Origin of the sequence: Candidatus Pelagibacter sp. HIMB1746 (assembly GCF_052047555.1) — a bacterium.
GTDB lineage: Bacteria > Pseudomonadota > Alphaproteobacteria > Pelagibacterales > Pelagibacteraceae > Pelagibacter.
The window spans coordinates 110,551-129,600 of sequence record NZ_JBNAJZ010000003.1 but is presented as its reverse complement, the minus strand read 5'-3'; the positions used below and the strand labels follow the sequence as shown (position 1 = coordinate 129,600).

At 29.5% G+C, this 19,050-nt stretch carries 26 protein-coding genes and 4 tRNA genes; 14 read left to right on the top strand and 16 right to left on the bottom strand.

Annotation, left to right across the window (positions count from 1 at the left end; genetic code table 11):
• Nucleotides 1-2 precede the first annotated feature (2 nt).
• Both ACTTBM_RS04695 and ACTTBM_RS04690 read left to right on the top strand, forming a co-directional pair.
• The gene (locus ACTTBM_RS04695) at nt 3-560 is read left to right on the top strand and encodes a histidine phosphatase family protein (protein ID WP_440634919.1); all 558 of its coding nucleotides are present in this window, start codon (nt 3-5) and stop codon (nt 558-560) included.
• Nucleotides 561-570: 10 nt separating this feature from the next.
• The gene (locus ACTTBM_RS04690) at nt 571-708 is read left to right on the top strand and encodes a hypothetical protein (protein ID WP_179850441.1); all 138 of its coding nucleotides are present in this window, start codon (nt 571-573) and stop codon (nt 706-708) included.
• On the opposite strand, the gene ACTTBM_RS04685 is transcribed toward ACTTBM_RS04690, so the two are convergent.
• From ACTTBM_RS04685 to ACTTBM_RS04675, 3 genes are read right to left on the bottom strand one after another with little or no spacing between them, the layout of a single operon-like run.
• The gene (locus tag ACTTBM_RS04685; RefSeq protein ID WP_075506629.1) at nt 705-1,133 is read right to left on the bottom strand and encodes a hypothetical protein; all 429 of its coding nucleotides are present in this window, start codon (nt 1,131-1,133) and stop codon (nt 705-707) included. The two genes, ACTTBM_RS04690 and ACTTBM_RS04685, sit on opposite strands and share 4 nt — an antisense overlap.
• Nucleotides 1,120-1,290 (bottom strand): hypothetical protein, encoded by a 171-nt coding sequence (locus tag ACTTBM_RS04680; protein WP_179850442.1) that lies wholly within the window; start codon nt 1,288-1,290, stop codon nt 1,120-1,122. The genes ACTTBM_RS04685 and ACTTBM_RS04680 overlap by 14 nt, the downstream gene beginning before the upstream one ends.
• Nucleotides 1,283-1,534: a DUF1289 domain-containing protein gene (locus tag ACTTBM_RS04675; protein ID WP_075506630.1), complete on the bottom strand. Its 252-nt coding sequence runs from the start codon at nt 1,532-1,534 to the stop codon at nt 1,283-1,285. The genes ACTTBM_RS04680 and ACTTBM_RS04675 overlap by 8 nt, the downstream gene beginning before the upstream one ends.
• A gap of 84 nt (nt 1,535-1,618) precedes the next feature.
• Between ACTTBM_RS04675 and ACTTBM_RS04670 the strand changes: the two genes are divergently transcribed.
• From ACTTBM_RS04670 to ACTTBM_RS04640, 7 genes are all read left to right on the top strand, one after another.
• Nucleotides 1,619-1,703 (top strand) — tRNA-Leu (locus tag ACTTBM_RS04670).
• Between the two features lie 10 nt (nt 1,704-1,713).
• A complete protein-coding gene (gene tig / locus ACTTBM_RS04665) occupies nt 1,714-3,165 on the top strand; it encodes a trigger factor (protein WP_440634918.1) in 1,452 nt (483 codons plus the stop codon).
• A gap of 32 nt (nt 3,166-3,197) precedes the next feature.
• On the top strand, nt 3,198-3,809 hold the full coding sequence (gene clpP / locus ACTTBM_RS04660; protein WP_262589313.1) for an ATP-dependent Clp endopeptidase proteolytic subunit ClpP: 612 nt from the start codon (nt 3,198-3,200) through the stop codon (nt 3,807-3,809).
• Between the two features lie 89 nt (nt 3,810-3,898).
• Nucleotides 3,899-5,167 (top strand): ATP-dependent Clp protease ATP-binding subunit ClpX, encoded by a 1,269-nt coding sequence (gene clpX / locus ACTTBM_RS04655; RefSeq protein ID WP_440634917.1) that lies wholly within the window; start codon nt 3,899-3,901, stop codon nt 5,165-5,167.
• 60 nt (nt 5,168-5,227) lie between these two features.
• Nucleotides 5,228-7,606, top strand: a complete 2,379-nt coding sequence (gene lon / locus ACTTBM_RS04650) for an endopeptidase La (RefSeq protein ID WP_440634916.1) — start codon at nt 5,228-5,230, stop codon at nt 7,604-7,606.
• 50 nt (nt 7,607-7,656) lie between these two features.
• A tRNA-Val gene (locus tag ACTTBM_RS04645) sits at nt 7,657-7,732 on the top strand.
• Between the two features lie 68 nt (nt 7,733-7,800).
• A complete protein-coding gene (locus ACTTBM_RS04640) occupies nt 7,801-8,751 on the top strand; it encodes a tyrosine-type recombinase/integrase (protein ID WP_440634915.1) in 951 nt (316 codons plus the stop codon).
• A gap of 15 nt (nt 8,752-8,766) precedes the next feature.
• Here the strand turns inward: ACTTBM_RS04640 and ACTTBM_RS04635 are convergent, their stop codons facing one another.
• The 13 genes from ACTTBM_RS04635 to ACTTBM_RS04575 form a co-directional block, all read right to left on the bottom strand.
• Nucleotides 8,767-9,189, bottom strand: a complete 423-nt coding sequence (locus ACTTBM_RS04635; protein WP_440634914.1) for a hypothetical protein — start codon at nt 9,187-9,189, stop codon at nt 8,767-8,769.
• Between the two features lie 35 nt (nt 9,190-9,224).
• On the bottom strand, nt 9,225-11,189 hold the full coding sequence (locus tag ACTTBM_RS04630; protein WP_440634913.1) for an MORN repeat-containing protein: 1,965 nt from the start codon (nt 11,187-11,189) through the stop codon (nt 9,225-9,227).
• A 24-nt stretch (nt 11,190-11,213) separates the two neighbouring features.
• Nucleotides 11,214-11,636, bottom strand: coding sequence for a hypothetical protein (locus tag ACTTBM_RS04625; RefSeq protein ID WP_440634912.1), 423 nt, complete (start codon nt 11,634-11,636; stop codon nt 11,214-11,216).
• A 19-nt stretch (nt 11,637-11,655) separates the two neighbouring features.
• Nucleotides 11,656-11,982, bottom strand: coding sequence for a hypothetical protein (locus ACTTBM_RS04620; RefSeq protein WP_440634911.1), 327 nt, complete (start codon nt 11,980-11,982; stop codon nt 11,656-11,658).
• Nucleotides 11,983-12,336, bottom strand: coding sequence for a hypothetical protein (locus ACTTBM_RS04615; protein WP_440634910.1), 354 nt, complete (start codon nt 12,334-12,336; stop codon nt 11,983-11,985). It abuts the gene before it with no gap.
• Nucleotides 12,329-12,535, bottom strand: a complete 207-nt coding sequence (locus tag ACTTBM_RS04610; protein WP_440634909.1) for a hypothetical protein — start codon at nt 12,533-12,535, stop codon at nt 12,329-12,331. The genes ACTTBM_RS04615 and ACTTBM_RS04610 overlap by 8 nt, the downstream gene beginning before the upstream one ends.
• Nucleotides 12,516-12,776, bottom strand: coding sequence for a hypothetical protein (locus ACTTBM_RS04605; RefSeq protein ID WP_440634908.1), 261 nt, complete (start codon nt 12,774-12,776; stop codon nt 12,516-12,518). The genes ACTTBM_RS04610 and ACTTBM_RS04605 overlap by 20 nt, the downstream gene beginning before the upstream one ends.
• A gap of 81 nt (nt 12,777-12,857) precedes the next feature.
• Nucleotides 12,858-13,343: a GIY-YIG nuclease family protein gene (locus tag ACTTBM_RS04600; RefSeq protein ID WP_440634907.1), complete on the bottom strand. Its 486-nt coding sequence runs from the start codon at nt 13,341-13,343 to the stop codon at nt 12,858-12,860.
• A 35-nt stretch (nt 13,344-13,378) separates the two neighbouring features.
• Complete coding sequence (locus ACTTBM_RS04595) at nt 13,379-13,915, bottom strand: hypothetical protein (RefSeq protein ID WP_440634906.1); 537 nt, start codon at nt 13,913-13,915, stop codon at nt 13,379-13,381.
• 4 nt (nt 13,916-13,919) lie between these two features.
• Nucleotides 13,920-14,363: a hypothetical protein gene (locus ACTTBM_RS04590; protein WP_440634905.1), complete on the bottom strand. Its 444-nt coding sequence runs from the start codon at nt 14,361-14,363 to the stop codon at nt 13,920-13,922.
• On the bottom strand, nt 14,364-14,747 hold the full coding sequence (locus tag ACTTBM_RS04585) for a hypothetical protein (RefSeq protein ID WP_440634904.1): 384 nt from the start codon (nt 14,745-14,747) through the stop codon (nt 14,364-14,366).
• The gene (locus tag ACTTBM_RS04580) at nt 14,747-15,271 is read right to left on the bottom strand and encodes a hypothetical protein (protein WP_440634903.1); all 525 of its coding nucleotides are present in this window, start codon (nt 15,269-15,271) and stop codon (nt 14,747-14,749) included. Before ACTTBM_RS04580 ends, ACTTBM_RS04585 begins: the two co-directional genes overlap by 1 nt.
• Nucleotides 15,265-16,026: a hypothetical protein gene (locus ACTTBM_RS04575; protein ID WP_440634902.1), complete on the bottom strand. Its 762-nt coding sequence runs from the start codon at nt 16,024-16,026 to the stop codon at nt 15,265-15,267. The genes ACTTBM_RS04580 and ACTTBM_RS04575 overlap by 7 nt, the downstream gene beginning before the upstream one ends.
• Nucleotides 16,027-16,121: 95 nt before the next feature.
• Between ACTTBM_RS04575 and ACTTBM_RS04570 the strand changes: the two genes are divergently transcribed.
• The 5 genes from ACTTBM_RS04570 to ACTTBM_RS04550 all read left to right on the top strand — a co-directional run bounded on the left by ACTTBM_RS04570 (nt 16,122) and on the right by ACTTBM_RS04550 (nt 19,049).
• Nucleotides 16,122-17,465 carry a hypothetical protein gene (locus tag ACTTBM_RS04570; protein WP_440634901.1) on the top strand — a complete coding sequence of 448 codons (1,344 nt, stop codon included), beginning with the start codon at nt 16,122-16,124 and terminating at the stop codon, nt 17,463-17,465.
• A 440-nt stretch (nt 17,466-17,905) separates the two neighbouring features.
• Nucleotides 17,906-17,976: transfer RNA gene (locus ACTTBM_RS04565), tRNA-Val, on the top strand.
• A 13-nt stretch (nt 17,977-17,989) separates the two neighbouring features.
• Nucleotides 17,990-18,066: transfer RNA gene (locus ACTTBM_RS04560), tRNA-Asp, on the top strand.
• Between the two features lie 88 nt (nt 18,067-18,154).
• Nucleotides 18,155-18,523: an NADH-quinone oxidoreductase subunit A gene (locus ACTTBM_RS04555; protein WP_075506634.1), complete on the top strand. Its 369-nt coding sequence runs from the start codon at nt 18,155-18,157 to the stop codon at nt 18,521-18,523.
• Nucleotides 18,524-18,533: 10 nt separating this feature from the next.
• Complete coding sequence (locus ACTTBM_RS04550) at nt 18,534-19,049, top strand: NuoB/complex I 20 kDa subunit family protein (RefSeq protein WP_440634900.1); 516 nt, start codon at nt 18,534-18,536, stop codon at nt 19,047-19,049.
• Nucleotide 19,050: the final 1 nt, after the last annotated feature.

Genomic DNA, 19,050 nt, shown 5'->3' with positions numbered 1-19,050 from the left:
CTATGAAAATTTTAAAATATTTTTTGATTATATTTATATTTTTAAGTTCTCCAATTAAAGCAGATTCAAATGAAGCTATGATTGGTGAGCTTCAAAAAGGTGGTAAATTAATATTTATTCGTCATGCTTATGCACCGGGAGGAGGAGATCCTTCTAATTTTGATGTCAATAATTGTGAAACCCAAAGAAACTTAAATGACGAGGGAAGAGTACAATCAAAAAAAATTGGAAATTTTTTTAAACGAAATGATATTTTAATAAACAAAATTTACTCTAGTGAATGGTGCAGATGCAAAGAAACTGCAGAAATAGCCTTTAAAAATTATGAAACAAAAAATTTTTTGAATTCATTTTTTAGTGCAAAATTTTCTAAAAATAGAAAACAACAAGTTATTGATTTTAATAAATTCTTAAACACGTGGGATCAAAAACAAAATATAATTTTTGTAACACATTACGTGGTAATATCTGAGCTTTTAAACTACGCACCATCATCAGGTGAGATTGTTATTTCAGATAAAAATTTAAAAGTAATTGATACTTTAGAAATAGAATATTAAATTAGAATTTATGTCTTCAAAAAGAGCTATGCGACAAGCACAAAAGCAAGCATTCGCTAAACATAGATCTAATATTTCAAATAGTAGATTTGATTTTAAAAAAAAAAATTTAGATAAACTTAAGGAAAATAAAAAAAAGAAAACCTAACTTTGGTTTGCAAATTTTTCTATTTTTTTACATGTAGAAATTTTTGAAATCCCTTCGATATCGTTCATAACACTTTTAATAAAAATCTCAGGCTTGTTCTTTTCAATTAATATTTGAGTATAAAATTGAGGATAACCATGTTTTAAAGTAAAAATTTTACCATCCTCTTCGTAAATATTTCTTACATAGGAGTTTGATTTTTTTACACTTAAATCAGTAATTCTATATTTTTGATAAGTTTTTTCTGCATAAACATAATTTCTAGTCATAATTAATTCATTAAGATTAAATATGTATTCATTTTTTAAATATTTATCTTCTTTATGATCACATTTACTTAAAATTATAATTTCTGAGAATGAATGATTTATAAATGAGAAAGAAAATAAAATGAGAGAAAAAAAAAATAATTTATTTTTTTTCATTTTTTTCAGCAAAAAATAATCCAATTAAAAAAAGTGCTGTCCACCCAATACCCAGTAACGCTTTTGGGCTAGTCTCAGCGCTCCACATATCCAGAACTAAAGCACCAAAGATTAGTCCTATAATATAAATTATAACTACAATTGTTGATTTACTCATTTTTAAGATTTTTTTTGAATAGAGATATTCCGTTATTTATTTTATGCTCGTAAGACTCGTTAAAACTATCTAATTGCCAACCAGTTAATCTTTTTCTGATACTTTCTAAATTATTTTGTTTCCATTCATCTGTAGTTTCTTCTAGTTTCCACAGTTTTTTTTCATCATTATTTCTTCCACATCCATAACAATAACCTGTTGAGGGATCTGTTTTGCAAATACTGATACAAGGCGAAATAATCATATTATTTATATTTTTATATCCTTTTACACTATTATTCGGATTGGACAAATGAGTTCAATAATATATAAAGCACCTAATTTAACTGGGGCGATGGCGGAATTGGTAGACGCGCTGGTCTTAGGAACCAGTCGAGCAATCGGTGAAGGTTCGAGTCCTTTTCGCCCTACCATTAAATGATTATGAAAGTTACTGTAGAAAATAAAAAAGGTTTAAATAAAGATCTAAAAATTTTTATCGATAAAGAGACTATGAACTCTTATATGGATGAAAAATATGAAGAGATTAAAGGAACAGTAAATTTAAAAGGTTTTCGACCAGGAAAAGTACCAAAAGAAATTTTAAAAAGACAATTTGGTAAAGCTGTATTTGGTGAAGTATTAGACAAAGTTTTAAAAGATACATCTACAAAAGCGTTAGAAGAAAACAAAATTAAACCCGCAGGCCAGCCAAAATTAGATCTAAAGACATATGGTGAAGATAAAGAATTGGAATATGTCTTGTCAGTTACAGAATTACCTAAAGTAGAGATTAAATCATTAGAAAACATTAAATTTGATGAATACACTGTAAAAATTGATGATAGTGAGACAGACAAAAGAATAAAAGAAATTGCCAAGAGCCAACCAAATTTCAAGGAAGGTGCGCCTGATACAAAAGCAAAAGAAGGTGATCTAGTTGCATTAGATTACAAAGCAACAATTGATGGAAAAGAATTTAAAGGAAGTGAAGGAAAAAATACTCAGCTTACATTAGGTAAAGATTTATTTTTGAAAGGTTTCGATAAGCAACTAATTGGTGTTAAAAAAGATGATGAGAAAGTTGTTGAAGCAACACTCCCAGAGAATTACCCTGAAAAAGAATTAGTTAATAAAAAAGCTAAATTTAATTGTAAAATTTTATCAGTCAAACAACCACAAGAGGTTAAAATAGATGATGATTTTGCAAAAAATTTAGGAGCTAAAGATTTGAAAGATCTTAAAGCTTTAATTTTAAAACAAATAAATGATGAATATAAAAACTCTTTAGATCAACTTTCAAAAAATCAAATTTTAAAAGAAATTGAAAAAATTAAAGTTGAAGAAGTTCCTGAAAACTTAATTGAAGAAGAAGTTAAAATTCTTTCACAAGGTATGTCTGAAGAGGAGGCTAAAAAAAATAAAAAATCTTTTGAAGAAAAAGCAAAAACAAGAATTAAGACTGGATTAATCTTAAATGAATTTGGTGAAAAAAATCAAATCAAAGTTAGTGAACAAGAAATTCAAGCTGAAGTTCAAAAACAACTAAGAATGATGCCAGGACAAGAGAAAATGGTTATGGATTTTTATCAAAAAAATCCATCTGCTTTAGCCAGTCTAAGAGGGACAGTTTATGAGGAGAAAATTTTAAATCTAATAAAGGAAAAAGGTAAACCAAATAAAAAAGAAATTTCAAAAGATGAGGCGGAAAAAATCTTAAAAGAAGCTCATAAACACGATCACGATCATGACCATGATCATTCACATGATCACGAACCAAAAAAAGAAACAAAAAAGAAACCTGCAGCAAAAGCTTCAGAGAAAAAAAAACCTTCTACAAAAACAGCAAAAGCAAAACCAGCCGCTAAAAAAACAAAAAAAGTTAGCAAAAAGTAATCACAAGTTGTATAAGTAGAAAGAATCAACTTATGACAACAAAATTATCAGAACATATGAGCAATCTAGTGCCGATGGTTGTAGAGCAATCAAGCAAAGGTGAGAGAGCTTATGATATCTATTCAAGACTTCTAAAGGAAAGAATTATTTTTTTAACAGGTCAGATAAATGACAATATTGCATCCTTAGTAACAGCTCAGTTATTATTTTTAGAAGCTGAAGATCCTAAAAAAGAAATTTATTTATACATCAATAGTCCTGGTGGATTGGTTACAGCGGGTCTTGGGATTTACGATACCATGCAATATGTAAAACCTGATATTTCAACTTTATGTATTGGGCAAGCTGCATCAATGGGATCATTTTTGTTGGCTGCAGGAACTAAAGGTAAGAGGTTTTCTTTACCCAACTCAAGAATAATGGTTCACCAACCTTCAGCAGGTTTTCAAGGACAAGCTACAGATATAGAAATTCATGCTAATGAAGTCTTGTCATTAAAGAAAAGATTAAATGAAATTTATTCAAAACATACAGGTAAAACTGTTGATGAAATAAAATCTGCTTTAGAGAGAGATAACTTCATGACTGCTGATGTCGCAAAATCATTTGGTCTTATTGACGAAGTAGTAGAAAAAAGATCATAATACACAATATATTGATAACTTACTAATCCAAACTTGATTAGTATGAGTCATCTATAATAAAGTAATGAAATTGATTCGTTTAAAAAATTATGAGTACAAATAACAAAAATATTCTTTACTGTTCTTTTTGCGGAAAGAGCCAACACGAGGTTAGAAAATTAATTGCAGGTCCAACTGTATTTATTTGTGATGAATGTGTTGAGCTTTGTATGGATATAATAAAGGAGGAAAGCAAAGATACTTTTGTTAAACACCAAGACGGTCTTCCTTCACCAAAAGAAATTTGTACAGTGCTAGATGATTATGTAATTGGTCAATCACATGCTAAGAAAGTTTTGTCGGTGGCTGTACACAATCATTACAAAAGACTAAATTATGAAAACAAAACTAGTAAGAATGTAGAATTATCTAAATCCAACATTTTATTAGTCGGTCCTACTGGTTGTGGTAAAACTTTATTAGCACAAACTCTTGCTAGAATTTTAGATGTTCCATTTACAATGGCAGACGCAACAACTTTGACAGAAGCAGGATACGTTGGTGAGGATGTTGAAAATATAATTTTAAAATTACTTCAAGCTTCAGATTATAATGTTGAAAAAGCACAACGTGGAATAGTTTATATCGACGAGGTTGATAAGATTAGTAGAAAATCTGAGAATCCATCCATTACAAGAGATGTATCTGGAGAAGGAGTTCAGCAAGCTTTATTGAAAATAATGGAAGGAACTGTTGCAAGTGTTCCACCTCAAGGAGGCAGAAAACATCCTCAACAAGAATTTTTACAAGTAGACACAACAAATATTCTTTTTATTTGTGGAGGTGCATTTGCTGGATTAGACAAAATTATTTCTCAAAGAGATAAAGGCACTTCAATCGGCTTTGGAGCTGACGTAAAAAACACTCAAGATAAGAAAACAGGAGAGTGGATGAAGGGACTAGAACCTGAGGATTTATTAAAATTTGGGTTGATACCAGAGTTTATTGGAAGACTACCAATGATAGCAACTCTTGAGGATTTAGATGAAAAATCATTGATCAAAATTTTACAAGAACCTAAAAATTCTTTAACTAAACAGTATCAAGAACTATTTAAGTTAGATGGTGCGAAATTAACATTTAAAGAAAATGCTCTTAAAGAAATAGCTCAAAAAGCAATTAGTAAAAAAACAGGTGCAAGAGGTTTAAGATCAATTTTAGAAAATATATTATTAAAAACTATGTATGATCTCCCAAGCCAAGATAACATTGAAGAAGTAATTGTTGATGCAAGTGCCGCAAAAGGTCAATCACAACCAATTTTAGTTCATTCTAAAGGCGAAAATAAATCTAAGTCTGGCAAAACATCAGCGGCTTAATACCCTTAATAAGTAACAAAAACCTATTGCAATATAATATATAATATCCATATTAATCCTATGGACGTTAAAATATCATTGCCGTTATTACCTTTAAGAGACATTGTAGTCTTCCCAAGCATGGTAATACCTTTATTTGTGGGAAGAGATAAATCTATTTCTGCTCTTAATGAGGTGATGAAAAAAGATAAGAAGATTATTCTTGTAACACAAAAAAACTCAGAGATTGATGATCCTAAGAAAACAGATGTATTTATGTATGGTTGTGAGGGAAGCATCCTACAATTATTAAAGTTACCAGATGGAACTGTAAAAGTTTTAGTAGAAGGAATTAAAAGAGTTAAAATTTTAGACTTTAAAGATAACGAAAAATTTATTACGTGTGACTATACATATTTCAATGATATTTTGCCAAAAGAGGAAGATTTATTTCCTTTAGCAGCTACTGCATTAAGAAGATTAGAAAAGTTAACTTCAATAAATAAGAAAATTTCGAACGAAACAATAAATACAATTAAGCAGTTAAAAGATCCTTCGCAAATAGCTGATAATATTGCTTCACATATCACAGCTACAATTTCTGAAAAACAACAAATTTTTGAAACAGTTGATGTTAAGAAGAGATTGAACGCCATAATCAAAATTATGGAGAATGAAACAAGTATAATAGGTGTAGAGAAAAGAATTCGAGGACGAGTTAAAACTCAAATGGAGAAAACTCAGAGAGAATATTATTTAAATGAACAGCTTAAAGCTATTCAAAAAGAACTTGGTGAGATTGAAGACGGTAAAGACGAAACTACTAGTTTAAATAAAGCTATCACAAAAGCAAAAATGCCAAAAGAAGTTGAAAAAAAATGTCTTCAGGAACTTAAAAAATTGAAGAATATGAGCCCAATGTCAGCTGAAGCTACAGTGGTTAGAAACTATCTCGATTGGATGACTGAACTACCTTGGCACAAGAAAAGTGAAGTTGATATCGATTTAACCAAAGCATTAAATATTCTCGATAAAGATCATTTTGGACTAGAAAAAGTTAAAGAAAGAATAATTGAATTTTTAGCTGTTCAAAAAAGAATGGAAAAAATTAAAGGCCCAATATTATGTTTAGTTGGCCCCCCTGGTGTTGGTAAAACATCTTTAGGTAAATCAATAGCAAAAGCAACTAACAGAGAATTTGTTAGAATGTCTGTAGGTGGGATGAGAGACGAAGCAGAAATAAGAGGGCATAGAAGAACTTATATCGGATCATTACCAGGTAAAATAATTCAAATGATGAAAAAAGCTGGAACAAAAAATCCTCTAATTTTACTCGATGAGATAGATAAAATTGGAAATGACTATAGAGGTGATCCATCTTCAGCGTTATTAGAGGCTTTAGACCCAGAACAAAATACAACTTTTAACGATCATTATTTAGAGGTTGATTATGATTTATCTGATGTAATGTTTGTAACAACAGCAAATACTCTAAATATATTACCTCCATTATTAGACAGAATGGAAGTAATAAGATTAGCTGGTTACACTGAAGATGAAAAAATTAGTATAGCCAATAAATATCTACTTCCTAAACAAATTAAAGATAACGGTGTCAAAGAAAAAGAAATGAAATTGGAGGACGACATCATAAAAGAAGTGATTAGAGGATACACAAAAGAGTCAGGAGTTAGAAATTTAGAAAGAGAAATTTCTAAACTTGCTAGAAAAGTTGTTAAAAAAATTGTAGCGGGTGAAGAAAAAGAAGTCCAAATTAATAATAAAAATTTATCTGATTTTCTTGGTGTAGCTAAGTTTAAATTTGGTGAATTAGAATCTGAAAATAGAGTAGGTATTGTAACTGGACTTGCTTGGACTGAGTATGGTGGTGAAATTTTAAAAATTGAAACAGTAACTATGCCTGGAAAAGGAAGAATGCAAATAACTGGTAAGCTAGGTGATGTGATGCAAGAATCTGTAAAAGCTGCAAAATCTTTTGTTAGATCAAAATGTTTAGAGTACGGAATTATTCCACCTCTATTTGAGAAAAAAGATTTTCACATTCATGTACCAGAAGGAGCAACACCAAAAGATGGTCCATCTGCTGGAATCGGAATGGTTACCTCAATAGTTTCATCAATTACGAATATACCAGTGAGAAGAGATGTTGCTATGACTGGTGAGGTAACATTAACAGGTCAAGTATTGCCAATAGGTGGCCTTAAAGAAAAATTATTAGCTGCTCATAGAGCTGGAATTAAAGAAGTTTTGATTCCAAAAGAAAATGAAAAAGATTTAGTGGATATGCCTAAGAAAATTATAGATGACATCAAAATTACACCAGTTGAATATGCCGACCAAGTAATTAAAATTGCTTTAACTAAAGAACTTAAACCTACAGAATGGGTTGAGGTAGATTTGGCTAAAAAAGACGATAAATCTCAAGCTAGTATTCAATAATAATTAATTTACTTTATTTAAGTGTTGATGTAATAAGTAGCTCTGTTTTGGGGCGGTTAGCTCAGTTGGTAGAGCATCTCGTTTACACCGAGGGGGTCAAAGGTTCGAGTCCTTTACTGCCCACCAAAATTTAACTCAAGAAACTTTCCGACACTCTGACGACACACTTTGATCCAAAAAGAAAGGATTAAAGCATGGCGACAGTAAGAAAACATTATGGAAAATGGCAGGCAATTGTCCGTATAAATGGTCATCCAAGTATAATTAAATCTTTTGTATCAAAGACTGATGCAAAACGATGGGCAGAAATAATAGAGGTCAAGTTAAGAAGAGAAGAGGCGGGGATAGCCATAATAAAATTTCCTAACTTTGAGGAAGTTGCCCAGAGATACATTGAAGAGATATCAGTTTTAAAAAAAAGCTACTCTGATGAAAAATGTACGATTTTAAATTTCCTAAAAGAAGATTGGGCTACCTTTCCTATTAATAGAATAGTACCAGATACCATAAATAAATATAAAAATAAACGGGCTAATGAGTTAACGGCAGGTACTATTAATCGTAGACTTGATGTTTTATCAAGTATGTATACGACATTTAAAAAAGAGTGGGGTTATTCTGTAGAAAATCCAGTTCTTTGTATTAGGAGACCTAAGAAAGCAGAACCAAGAAACAGAAGATTTACCGATCAAGAATTGGATAAACTTATTAAAGGTAATAGAGCTTCTCCTAAACTAAGATTAATAATTCAAATAGCCTTGGAGACAGCAATGAGACAAGGTGAGATATTAAGAATTAAACCTAAACACATTAACGGAAATACATTGTTCATACCTATTGCAAAAACGAAACCAAGAACTATTCCTTTAACATTAAAAGCATTATCATTATTAAATAATGCTGAACTACCGTTTAATATTACAGGAAATGCTTTAAGCAAACAGTTTAAAAAACTTTGTGATTATTATGGAATAAAGGACGCACACTTCCACGACCTAAGAAAACAATCCTTAACAAATTTTATGTTAAAGAAAAAATTATCAGTTGCTGAGACTATGTTAATTGCAGGACATTCTGATCCAAGAATGTTACTCAGGACTTATAATAATTTAAAGGTAGAGGATGTAGTAAAGAAACTCAATTAATTTCCAAAAAAAATTTTATTTTAAAATATGATAATCCCAAGCAATTTTTTCAAATACATCCCAAACTATGTCTGATTCAAAACTATCAATATATGTTCGTATAAGATTATTAGTAGCATCTATGTCCTGATCTCCTCCTTTCGCACTTCTTAAAACATACCTTAATGGAACTTGTACTCCATCTGTTGTATAAAGGATAAAATCATTCATTTGATTATTGTTTCTAAATTGACTGTAAGGGCTTTTAATAGATTTTATTAATTTTTTATGTTCTTTACGAGACCATTTAATAAAATCATTTGGTCTTTTAAAAATCTTATCTTGAAAATGCATTAATAAATTATAGAGCATCAAAGCATAATAAAGATCTGCTATGTCTTCTCTAGAAGCATTAATACTCTCTACCAATCTCTTATTTTTGGGTGTCAGTTTTTTCATTTTTAGCTATAAAGATTGTAACAAAGCATTATTTTTTAAGATCCATGTTTTAAAGGCACCATAAACAGTTTTCCTTCAATATCTAAAATTCCATAAATAGAACTATAAAGATCTTTAAAACCATCAATCGTATGTTCATTAATTGTAAATCTCTTAATACTAATAAATTCTTGATTAATATGTGGTGCTAAAACTTTTATATCCTCTGGTTTTACATCTTTTAGTTCACTAATAAAAAATTTTGATTGATCAAAGTATACTTTTGAAGTTGAATTCTCCTCTATACAATTACTTAAATCTAAAGTTAAAGATAAAGTATCATCAGGTTGAAAAGATGAACTACTCCAACTTGGTTTAAATGTGTGATTAATAGGTATTTGTTTTCCTAAATATAATCCAATGTTTTTATAAAAATTAATAAATTCTTTATCAGTAAAGGGATCGGTTGTTTCTTTGCCTAAATATTTTGTATAATATTCTTCATACTTATCAAAAGACATCCCTACATATAAATTATTTTCATATAAGCATTCAGGTTTTAAGTACTTATCTTTTATTTTCCAAGCAAAGTTTTGATTACTTTCTAAAATTACTCTCAGAGACTTTCCTGTATCGTTACACTTTGCTTTTAATGTTTTAAGATTACCTTTGTCATCAACACTTGGAATTGTAAGCATCTTTGTATCACGATTAAATACATAAGTATTTTCAGCTGTGACTGTTGTTACTGTTGTATAAGCATATCTTATTTCTTTTTCTGTATATTCCAAAATTTCGAATAAAGATGATTGGTTTAAATCTCTTACGAAAAAAGTATCAGTTTCAATGTTCCCATCTAACATTCTGCATTCTAATTTTAATTTTGGATCGTTAAGTTCACCATTATGATAATTTACTTTGTATTGTGTCCCATCAGCAAAAATTTGGATTCCTTCCCCATGTTTTGCACCTTCTTTGTACTCTCCTATATACTTATCTCCATTCGGCCAAATTTCTTCGCCTTTTCCATGAAATAAATTTTCCTTAAACTGACCAGAGTATTGTCCTCCTTTTTTCCATTTAAGAGTTCCTGTTCCTTGCAGATAACCTTTTTCAAATTGACCAGAGTATCGATCTCCTGATTGCCAAATAATATTTCCTTTTCCATGAGACTCACTTTCAAAAAAGTTACCCAAGTAAGTGGCGTAAGATTTTCCATCTCTATACCAAATAAAAGCACCTTTACCTTCATATTTTCCTGGATCATCACCAAATGCACCAAAATAATTTCTTGTCCAAATATTTTCTCCATATTTTTCACCATATTTTTTAATGACATAATCTGTAAAATTTTCATTTTCAGAAAAACCTTTACAATTTTTATATTTTTTGAAATCTGTGCCTTCGCACTCAGCTAATTGAATGTCACCTGTCATAAATTTATATACAGGCACATCTATTATTTTATATTCGCTCCCAATAAATCTTACTTTAGATGGAAATTTAATTTTAAGTTCACTTACAATCCAATCTTTTACCATCTCTATAAAAATTAATGGAATTTCATCAAATGATTTATGATTTTTTGAGAAAATTAAAAAATCTTCATCACTTGTAAATTTTGTGTCATTAAAAAAAGAATGTCTTATTAAACCTATTGTATGTTCTTTCTCTGTATCAATAAACAGCACACCTTTTTCAGGACACGATTGATGTCTACAGGCACTAGTAAAAATATATCTTTTATTATTTTTGTATATGATGTCATTGGGGGGGCCTCCTAAAACTTTAAGATATGATTCTAACAATGGAACTTTTTCTTTACCTTTGTTCATTCCTAAATAAACATTAGTAGAGGGGATATTTTCTTTTAAGAAATTTTTAAATCTATCTTCTAAAACAAGACCATTTGCACTTTGATGTTTAGTTTGAGTCTTAAACCACTCATAATTAATTTCGTCTGTATAAGCACTCCCTCCAAACAACAAACTAAGAACCAGAATTGATATAATTTTCTTCATTTAATCAATCATTAATAATTTAATCTAACCAAAAAAACCTTTTTTAATTCCAAGCATTTTTCTAAACGCTCTTTTTTCAGATGCTACTAATGCTAAATCATAAACATGAAGATAGAAAAGAGCATCCATGCTTTTTTTGTCTAATGGTTTTAATAATTTTACATCCTTTTTAATCATATTTCTCAGGGTCTTATATGCTCCTTCTACTTTTATGACTGTAGCAGATATCTCACCCTTATTTTTTCCTGCTAATATAGGGGTATCTAAAAATTCTAGCATTGCATTATTAAGGTTCATTACTAATTCAGGATTTTTAAATTGTGGAGCAAGCATTGAGGACTCAGACTGAACACACTGTAAAATTTCATTTTTACTCATTTTGTTTATTATATTTTCTACAAGCTCAGCTAACCTTTTATTTTTGACTTTTAATAAAGTTTTGTGCATTTACTTTCCTTAAGTTCTTTCATTTATTTAAACAATTTATACAAGTTTTGTTTCCTGTTTTTGCAAGGCTTGAAAAAGCCGTATCACTTTCAGAGTTACAAACTTTGCAAAAAAATTCATTTAACTCTAGCTTATCATCAAATTCCTCTGCTGAAATTTTAAATCTTTCAATCACTTCATTTTTATTTAATCCACCAGAGATATGAACTTTATTAATATGGGATACCCAAAATATATAATAGTATTGTTCTTTGTGATGAGGTTGCTTATCTACCTTGGTGATACACGTTAGATTTTTAACAGCTCCATGGATCAAAGGATCGGCGTTTTTATAAGTAAGAGACATCTAGCTATTTAATTGTATTCTAGGAGTGTACGAGCTTTCAGTATCTGGCCATTTATAGAGCCAATCTTCTCTTTTTAAGTTTATTAAATAATCTTTTAATTCCTCGTATGCTTTTGGATTATGAGACCAAAATACTCCGTATTGTAATTGCTTATGAAATCTTTCAATTTTTTGTTCAAAGTTAAATGCATGAGCATAAGCTAAAACATAACAACAATAATGATGATAACAGTGCTTTGGTAATTTATTTAAATGAAGTATTTTTTCAATTTCATACCATTTGACAGGGAGAGCTCTATTATTCTTTTTACAAATATTAACTAATTCATTGAATCTATTTTTAGAATTACTCATAAATTCCAGACCATTCCCAACGTTTATTGGTTGTTGTATTTGGGTTTTCTTTAAATATAGCAATAAAATAATCTTTAGTATCTTTTAAACTAATTAAGATCTTTTTATCTTTAGGAAAATTATTTACCAATTTAATTATTTGATTATCAAACTCTTTAATGGATATTTTTCTATTAAATTTAACTTCTAGCTCTAACATTTCTTTTTTTCTTTTTTGTTTTTTTCCTAACCTTTTTTGAAATTTCTTTATCTTTATAAATATATTTAAAGTAAAATTTTGGATAATCGATCCAAAACAAAGCAATTAGAGGTAATGCAAATGGTATTAAAATTTGAAATGGAGTATCTTCTAAACCTGATGACGAAACAATTTGTACAAAAAAGTAAAGAGTAATCAAACAAGCCATTACTCTGAACATCCAAAAATTTAGAAAGAACATTTTTTAATTTTAACAAAATTAGTTCTTTTAGTCTAATACCTTAATTTATCAGCTAAATGCTCTTCTAAAATAATGTTGAGATCAGGTGTTAATTGTAAAATCATTGAATTGACAATTATCTACTTCAAGAAAAAATCCTTCGTTTAATAAATGATATTCATCATCATTTATTATATTTTTTTGAAGTCCATATTGTATTAAATCAATTGTATTTATAATTTTTCCCTTTTTAATTTCAATTCCACTAAATAAATTTTCTCTACATAAAGGAAAAGTTTGAAAGATACTTAAAGCAGTTTTTACACTTATATTAAACCATTCACCACGTAAATGAAGATTGTTATCTTTTAGATGTGAGTGAATAATTTTTTCTATCAGCTCAACTTCAATTTTTTTATTAAAACTAAGAGATCCACATAAGCGTAATTTATCAGGATTTCCAGTTTGAATTTCCTTTAATCTTGATGGTGGGTGATGACTAAAACCAATTTTAACAGGGCCTTTAGTATACGCAGCAATTATGTATATATGGAAATTAAATTTTTCTAAATTTATGATTTTGTTCATTCAGCCAATAACCAGGATCGATAGAAGTTTTTTCATTATTTAAGATTTCTTAAAGGTAAAATAGCTAACCTACCTTCTAAATCATAAAGACCATAAACAGTCATTCCGTATACCCTTACTCTAGTTTCAGAGTAGTGTTTTATAAGAACTGCACTTAGACAATCTCTTTCAAGATTAGGAGCAAAATCATTACAATATACTTTAGGAAGTTCAGTCATCACTTTATATTGAAATTCATCACCTTTATTACATTCATCTAAATATCTCGTTAAAGTCATCTCTTCATCCCAGGAAGATTTAAATTTATGACCAATAGAAATTTCTTTATTTAAATGTTCACCTATTACTATTGTAAAATATTCAAACTCGATATCTCCAAAACTAAGATCTTTTCCAAAGTACTCATTGTAGTATTCTTCATACCAATCACCTGATGCTAAAGGATATAAATGTTTTAGACATTTTTCTGAAATTTTAGTGTCATTATAAACCCAAGGTTTGTATCTATCATCCGCGTATAAAATACTAGACCAAAATAAAATACAGATTGTGGTAAATAATATTTTTTTCATTTATTTAAAATAATCTTTCAGCTTTTGAACATTGAAATATGAGCACCATAAAAGTATCGTTTTTTCTATCTCCAGTAAGTATTCGAGTTTCTTCTCTCAACTTACCAGAATATCTATTTAAAATGTAATGAACACTTACATCTAAGTCAGCTTCGCTTCGATACCATAAAATTTCATCTTCTTCGAAGATAGTTTTCCAACCATCTTTTTGATTATATTGAGGAGCTTCAATAATTTTTTGTTTAGATACATTTATTTTTATTTTATAGCCTTTTAAATAATCTTGAAATCTATCACCTATCGAGTAATCAGTAATTGGAATATTTTCTATTTCTTCTTTCTCTTTCACTTTCCCTTCAATATATTCACAATATAAATTTAAAACCTCAGCTAAACTGATATTGCTCCAAGATAATGTCAGTATAAATATTAATAAGAACTTTTTCATTTATTTCTCAATAACAGTTGCGGTAAGCTCACCGTTTATCACTTTTACTATTCTAAGCTTACCATTAGAAAGTGGCATAACTAATTCGAATGTTGGTATTTGACTTAAAACATTAATTGGTCTGATGTACCAGTCAGCAGGATGAATATATCCTAATTCCATATTACCTTCATGATTAAAAACTTCGACTGAACATCCCATTGTACCACAATAGTCATGCATTCCTGAACATGTACTGTATGTTGCATAAGTAATTTTTTCTGGTTCAGGTGATCCGCCTAAATTTAAAATAATTTCTGCTTTATCACCAGGACAATCATCATCTGCATTAGCAGTCACTAACCCTATAATGCTTAAAATTATAATTAATAAAATTTTTTTCATTAATAGTTTATTTTCTCACATGTAAAATTTATAATAGGTAATGAAGCGCTTTCTGTCTGCAATCGTTTATCAATATTAAAAGTCTTCTTATCAATTCCATAAAAATATGTTGCCAATGTGGTTGATGATGGCATCGACTTTAGATCTAATTTTAAAAACTGTTCCATAGAATACAGTTTTTTATTCAAGTATGCATTTGCAAAAGTTATTACGTTTTCATTTTCATCATAAAACTGAATTAAATTAGTAGGTGTTAAATCTTTAAATACCAAGGGTTTATGAGCTTCAATTATAGTTCCATCATCTAAGATATGAGATTGTCTAATATTTATCCAAAACAATCTTTTTTTTTCGGTATCCAAAAGAAGATCTTCCTCATATTTTATTTCTTTAATATTTTCCCCAAGAGGAAAGTTCTTAGAGGTATGAACTCCTTTACACGAAAGTTTTATTTCTTCGGCGTTAGAGTAACTAAAAACCAAAATAGATATTAAAATTATTATTAATTTAATTCTTTTCAGCAATATAAATATTCTCCAGGATTTCGAACGCACATTTCAATTCTGCGTTTTTCATTCTCAAGTTTTCTATTTTCGTTTCTTAAAGATTTTAGTTGATTTTTGCTTCTCTGGAGTTGGGTGTCTAAATAAGCTCTATTAGCATTTAGAGTATCAATTTCATTTAAAATCATTATTCTGTTTTTAACTTGGTATGATTGGTTTTTCATTTTTTCCAGGAAATCACTAACTTTTTTTTCGGCAAAGTTGTCTAGTTCCTCAGTTTTTCGATTATATTCGCCCCAATTAATTTCTTTATTATCTAAACTAGCTAATAAAAAAAGTTGTTGAATTAAAAGTCTTTGAGGAATGAGTATAAATTCTTGAGCCATAGGTGAATTATATTTTGCATCTCTCAAAATAACTGAACATTTATCAGTTTCTTTGCCAACCCAAGAAATACTCATTCTTTCCGCCTGATTAACGTAACTTTTATCTGCATAATGCTCATAACTTTTAACCTTAGGACTTCTCATTTTAAGAAATTTATAATTGTTATTCGATCGGATTGCTTCAGTACATTTCTCAAAATTTTCAAATCTTAAAGATATGTCCTCAAATTCTTTTTGATCATATCCTAGCTCTCCCCAAGCTTGTTTAGATCTAGCATCAGCTCTTCCAGATTCTTCCAAACCCTGTAGCGCACCTATAGCAACATCTGCACAATTATTTAGGGATATTAAAATAAAAAATAATCCTAAGATTTTAAAAAGCTTAATCATCTCACAATCCAAGATTACCAAATCCTGATCAGAGAGTCTAACCCATCATCAATGAAAGTCTTTAATTTTTTTATTTAGTAACCATATGAAATCATATGAAAAATCCTTTCCAGGGTATGACTAAACGAGAGATCATGATAGAAATTGGTCAGATCTCAGAAGATGAAACTTGGGAGAATGATATTTTTTTCAATATCAGTTTAGAGCTAGTTGGCAAACAATCTAGCAGATTAGTAGATACAATATTACTAGACTTTAAAGATAAAATAAATTCTAAGTATCTAAAGCTTTATAAAAAACAATTAAGAGTAATATTGGCTAATTTATTTACTGCGAATAGTATTAATGAAGATTTGTTTGTTGTTTATTCTAGAGATAAAGAATATTACAAAAAATCAAACAGATACAACCCTAATCGTATCTCCTATAGACCTTTAATTTTTCTTGTAGATAATCTTAAAGAACATGGGTGGATTAAAAATATTTTAGGTAGCCAAAAAAAAGGCAAACGATCAAAGATGTCTGTCACTCACAAACTCAAACAAGCTTTCAAGGATTATAAAATAGCTTCAAAGTATTTACAGAGTAATCCAATGGATTGTGTTCGTTTAAAAGATAAAAGTAAAAAACTTATAGAATATAAGGATAATTCAGCCACACATTCAATGAGATCTAAATTACATGCTTATAATAATTTATTATTCAGAACCAATATAAAGTTAATAAGAAACAAAAAGGTTTCTAATTATTTAGAAATAAAACCTACTAATTTTAATAACACAGAATATCATCGAGTTTTTAATGATAGCTCTTTCGAGTTGGGTGGTAGGTTCTATGGCCCATGGTGGGTAAACTTGAGCAAAGATATTAGAAAATATATTACTATCAATAACAATAAAAATGTGGAGCTAGACTATAGCTCACTCAATATTCATTTATTGTACTCTGAAGAAGGTATTAACTACTATGACTTAAATGATAATACTGCTGACCCTTATATACTTAAGGGTATTGATAGAGATGAAAGAGATATTAATAAACTAATAATTACAATTGCATTAAATATAACTGACAAACATAAATTTGTTTATGCTGTAAAAGGAGCTATAGAAGAAGATAATGATGAGAATTATTCTCTTGGCAATAAAAAGAAATTAAAAGTGCCTATTGCTAAGGAGATATGGAAAAGACTTAGATTATTTGAAAAAGCAAACGCTCCAATTAAACATCATTTATTTACAGGGGTAGGAAAGAGACTACAGTTTAAGGATAGTTGCATAGCTGAAAAGATAATTGAACATATGGTTAACAATAGAATACCAATACTCTCAATTCATGACTCTTTTATAGTAGAATCTAAGAATAAAAGTAGTTTACTTAATTTAATGAACCATATGTTTGGGAGTTTTAAACTAATATCTATACCCATAATAAAGTAACACTAGCACCCCCTTATCTATTAATGGAACAACTGATTTAGGGATACTAAAGTTTTGTATTTATTTTAATTAAGTTAACCACAATGTAGTTAACAGTATTAACCGAGAATTTATCATGAGCACATCTATAGTATACCTATACCCCCTGGGGCACCCCGCATATACCCCCTAGTCAAAACATAGTGTTTAAGAGTCCATTAGAGCCACGTAGAGAGTCATTTCAATGGAATATGATTCAAGGTACTACAGAATTAATTTTAGGAATCTCAATGCCTTTATTTAGGTTTTGTTCAACATAATTTCTCGACACTTTCACGACACACTTGATATTTAATAATCACTTTTTCTTAGCATATTATTTGATATACTTACTGTTGATTAAAGTGTACGTTTATTGTAGTAGGACGGTACTTTTTGAAGTAATAATTTGGTTTAAGGTAGGGGCCTCAGTTGGTAGAGCATCTCGTTTACACCGAGGGGGTCAAAGGTTCGAGTCCTTTACTGCCCACCAAACAAATTTAAGTGGGGGTGTAGCTCAGTTGGTTAGAGCGATCGCCTGTCACGCGATAGGTCGAGGGTTCGAGTCCCTTCACTCCCGCCACTTTTTCCCAATAAACTGTCTGTTAATATTAATAAAATGTGACTTATCTTCCCTTCAACATCAGATAAAAACTGATATATAGATTTTCATGTTATCTGAATTTTTAAAAGATTACCTTCCAATTATTCTATTTTTAGTTATCGCTCTTGGTTTAAGCGTTGCTTTTGTAGTGTTAAATTTTTTACTTTCTCCAAAAAAACCTGATCCAGAAAAATTATCTGCATATGAATGTGGTTTCGAACCGTTTCAAGATTCCAGAATGGAGTTTGATGTAAGATTTTATTTAGTTGCAATTCTATTTATCATATTTGATCTCGAAATTGCCTTTCTATTTCCATGGGCAATATCATTAGGAAATATTGGTCTATTAGGTTTTTCATCAATGATGATTTTTCTATTCATACTTACAGTTGGTTTTATTTATGAATGGAAAAAAGGTGCTTTAGATTGGGAATAAAATTAATTTAATGAACGATAAAATAGAACAAGTTCCTGAAGAGTTTAAACAACTTGCCAAAGATTTTAGTAAAAATGGTTTTATAACTACATCGCTAGATAATTTAATTAATTGGTCTAGATCTGGCTCTTTGCATTGGATGACTTTTGGTCTTGCGTGCTGTGCAGTCGAAATGATGCAAACAGCAATGCCTAGATATGACTTGGAAAGGTTTGGAGCTGCTCCCCGTGGATCTCCAAGACAATCAGATGTAATGATTGTTGCTGGAACTTTGACAAATAAAATGGCACCAGCTTTAAGAAAAGTTTACGATCAAATGCCAGAACCTAGATATGTAATTTCTATGGGTAGCTGTGCTAATGGTGGAGGTTATTATCATTATTCTTATTCAGTTGTAAGAGGGTGTGATCGTATAGTTCCAGTTGATGTATATGTTCCAGGATGCCCTCCTTCTGCAGAGGCATTATTATACGGAATTTTGCAATTACAAAAAAAAATTAGAAAAAAAGGATCTTTTGTAAGATAGT

Bases quoted from the DNA above. Each gene is read 5' to 3' on its own strand.
- ACTTBM_RS04695 (WP_440634919.1), top strand. From the start codon at position 3: ATGAAAATTTTAAAATATTTTTTGATTATATTTATATTTTTAAGTTCT.
- ACTTBM_RS04690 (WP_179850441.1), top strand. From the start codon at position 571: ATGTCTTCAAAAAGAGCTATGCGACAAGCACAAAAGCAAGCATTCGCT.
- ACTTBM_RS04685 (WP_075506629.1), bottom strand. From the start codon at position 1,133: ATGAAAAAAAATAAATTATTTTTTTTTTCTCTCATTTTATTTTCTTTC.
- ACTTBM_RS04680 (WP_179850442.1), bottom strand. From the start codon at position 1,290: ATGAGTAAATCAACAATTGTAGTTATAATTTATATTATAGGACTAATC.
- ACTTBM_RS04675 (WP_075506630.1), bottom strand. From the start codon at position 1,534: ATGATTATTTCGCCTTGTATCAGTATTTGCAAAACAGATCCCTCAACA.
- tig (WP_440634918.1), top strand. From the start codon at position 1,714: ATGAAAGTTACTGTAGAAAATAAAAAAGGTTTAAATAAAGATCTAAAA.
- clpP (WP_262589313.1), top strand. From the start codon at position 3,198: ATGACAACAAAATTATCAGAACATATGAGCAATCTAGTGCCGATGGTT.
- clpX (WP_440634917.1), top strand. From the start codon at position 3,899: ATGAGTACAAATAACAAAAATATTCTTTACTGTTCTTTTTGCGGAAAG.
- lon (WP_440634916.1), top strand. From the start codon at position 5,228: ATGGACGTTAAAATATCATTGCCGTTATTACCTTTAAGAGACATTGTA.
- ACTTBM_RS04640 (WP_440634915.1), top strand. From the start codon at position 7,801: ATGGCGACAGTAAGAAAACATTATGGAAAATGGCAGGCAATTGTCCGT.
- ACTTBM_RS04635 (WP_440634914.1), bottom strand. From the start codon at position 9,189: ATGAAAAAACTGACACCCAAAAATAAGAGATTGGTAGAGAGTATTAAT.
- ACTTBM_RS04630 (WP_440634913.1), bottom strand. From the start codon at position 11,189: ATGAAGAAAATTATATCAATTCTGGTTCTTAGTTTGTTGTTTGGAGGG.
- ACTTBM_RS04625 (WP_440634912.1), bottom strand. From the start codon at position 11,636: ATGCACAAAACTTTATTAAAAGTCAAAAATAAAAGGTTAGCTGAGCTT.
- ACTTBM_RS04620 (WP_440634911.1), bottom strand. From the start codon at position 11,982: ATGTCTCTTACTTATAAAAACGCCGATCCTTTGATCCATGGAGCTGTT.
- ACTTBM_RS04615 (WP_440634910.1), bottom strand. From the start codon at position 12,336: ATGAGTAATTCTAAAAATAGATTCAATGAATTAGTTAATATTTGTAAA.
- ACTTBM_RS04610 (WP_440634909.1), bottom strand. From the start codon at position 12,535: ATGTTAGAGCTAGAAGTTAAATTTAATAGAAAAATATCCATTAAAGAG.
- ACTTBM_RS04605 (WP_440634908.1), bottom strand. From the start codon at position 12,776: ATGTTCTTTCTAAATTTTTGGATGTTCAGAGTAATGGCTTGTTTGATT.
- ACTTBM_RS04600 (WP_440634907.1), bottom strand. From the start codon at position 13,343: ATGAACAAAATCATAAATTTAGAAAAATTTAATTTCCATATATACATA.
- ACTTBM_RS04595 (WP_440634906.1), bottom strand. From the start codon at position 13,915: ATGAAAAAAATATTATTTACCACAATCTGTATTTTATTTTGGTCTAGT.
- ACTTBM_RS04590 (WP_440634905.1), bottom strand. From the start codon at position 14,363: ATGAAAAAGTTCTTATTAATATTTATACTGACATTATCTTGGAGCAAT.
- ACTTBM_RS04585 (WP_440634904.1), bottom strand. From the start codon at position 14,747: ATGAAAAAAATTTTATTAATTATAATTTTAAGCATTATAGGGTTAGTG.
- ACTTBM_RS04575 (WP_440634902.1), bottom strand. From the start codon at position 16,026: ATGATTAAGCTTTTTAAAATCTTAGGATTATTTTTTATTTTAATATCC.
- ACTTBM_RS04570 (WP_440634901.1), top strand. From the start codon at position 16,122: ATGAAAAATCCTTTCCAGGGTATGACTAAACGAGAGATCATGATAGAA.
- ACTTBM_RS04555 (WP_075506634.1), top strand. From the start codon at position 18,155: ATGTTATCTGAATTTTTAAAAGATTACCTTCCAATTATTCTATTTTTA.
- ACTTBM_RS04550 (WP_440634900.1), top strand. From the start codon at position 18,534: ATGAACGATAAAATAGAACAAGTTCCTGAAGAGTTTAAACAACTTGCC.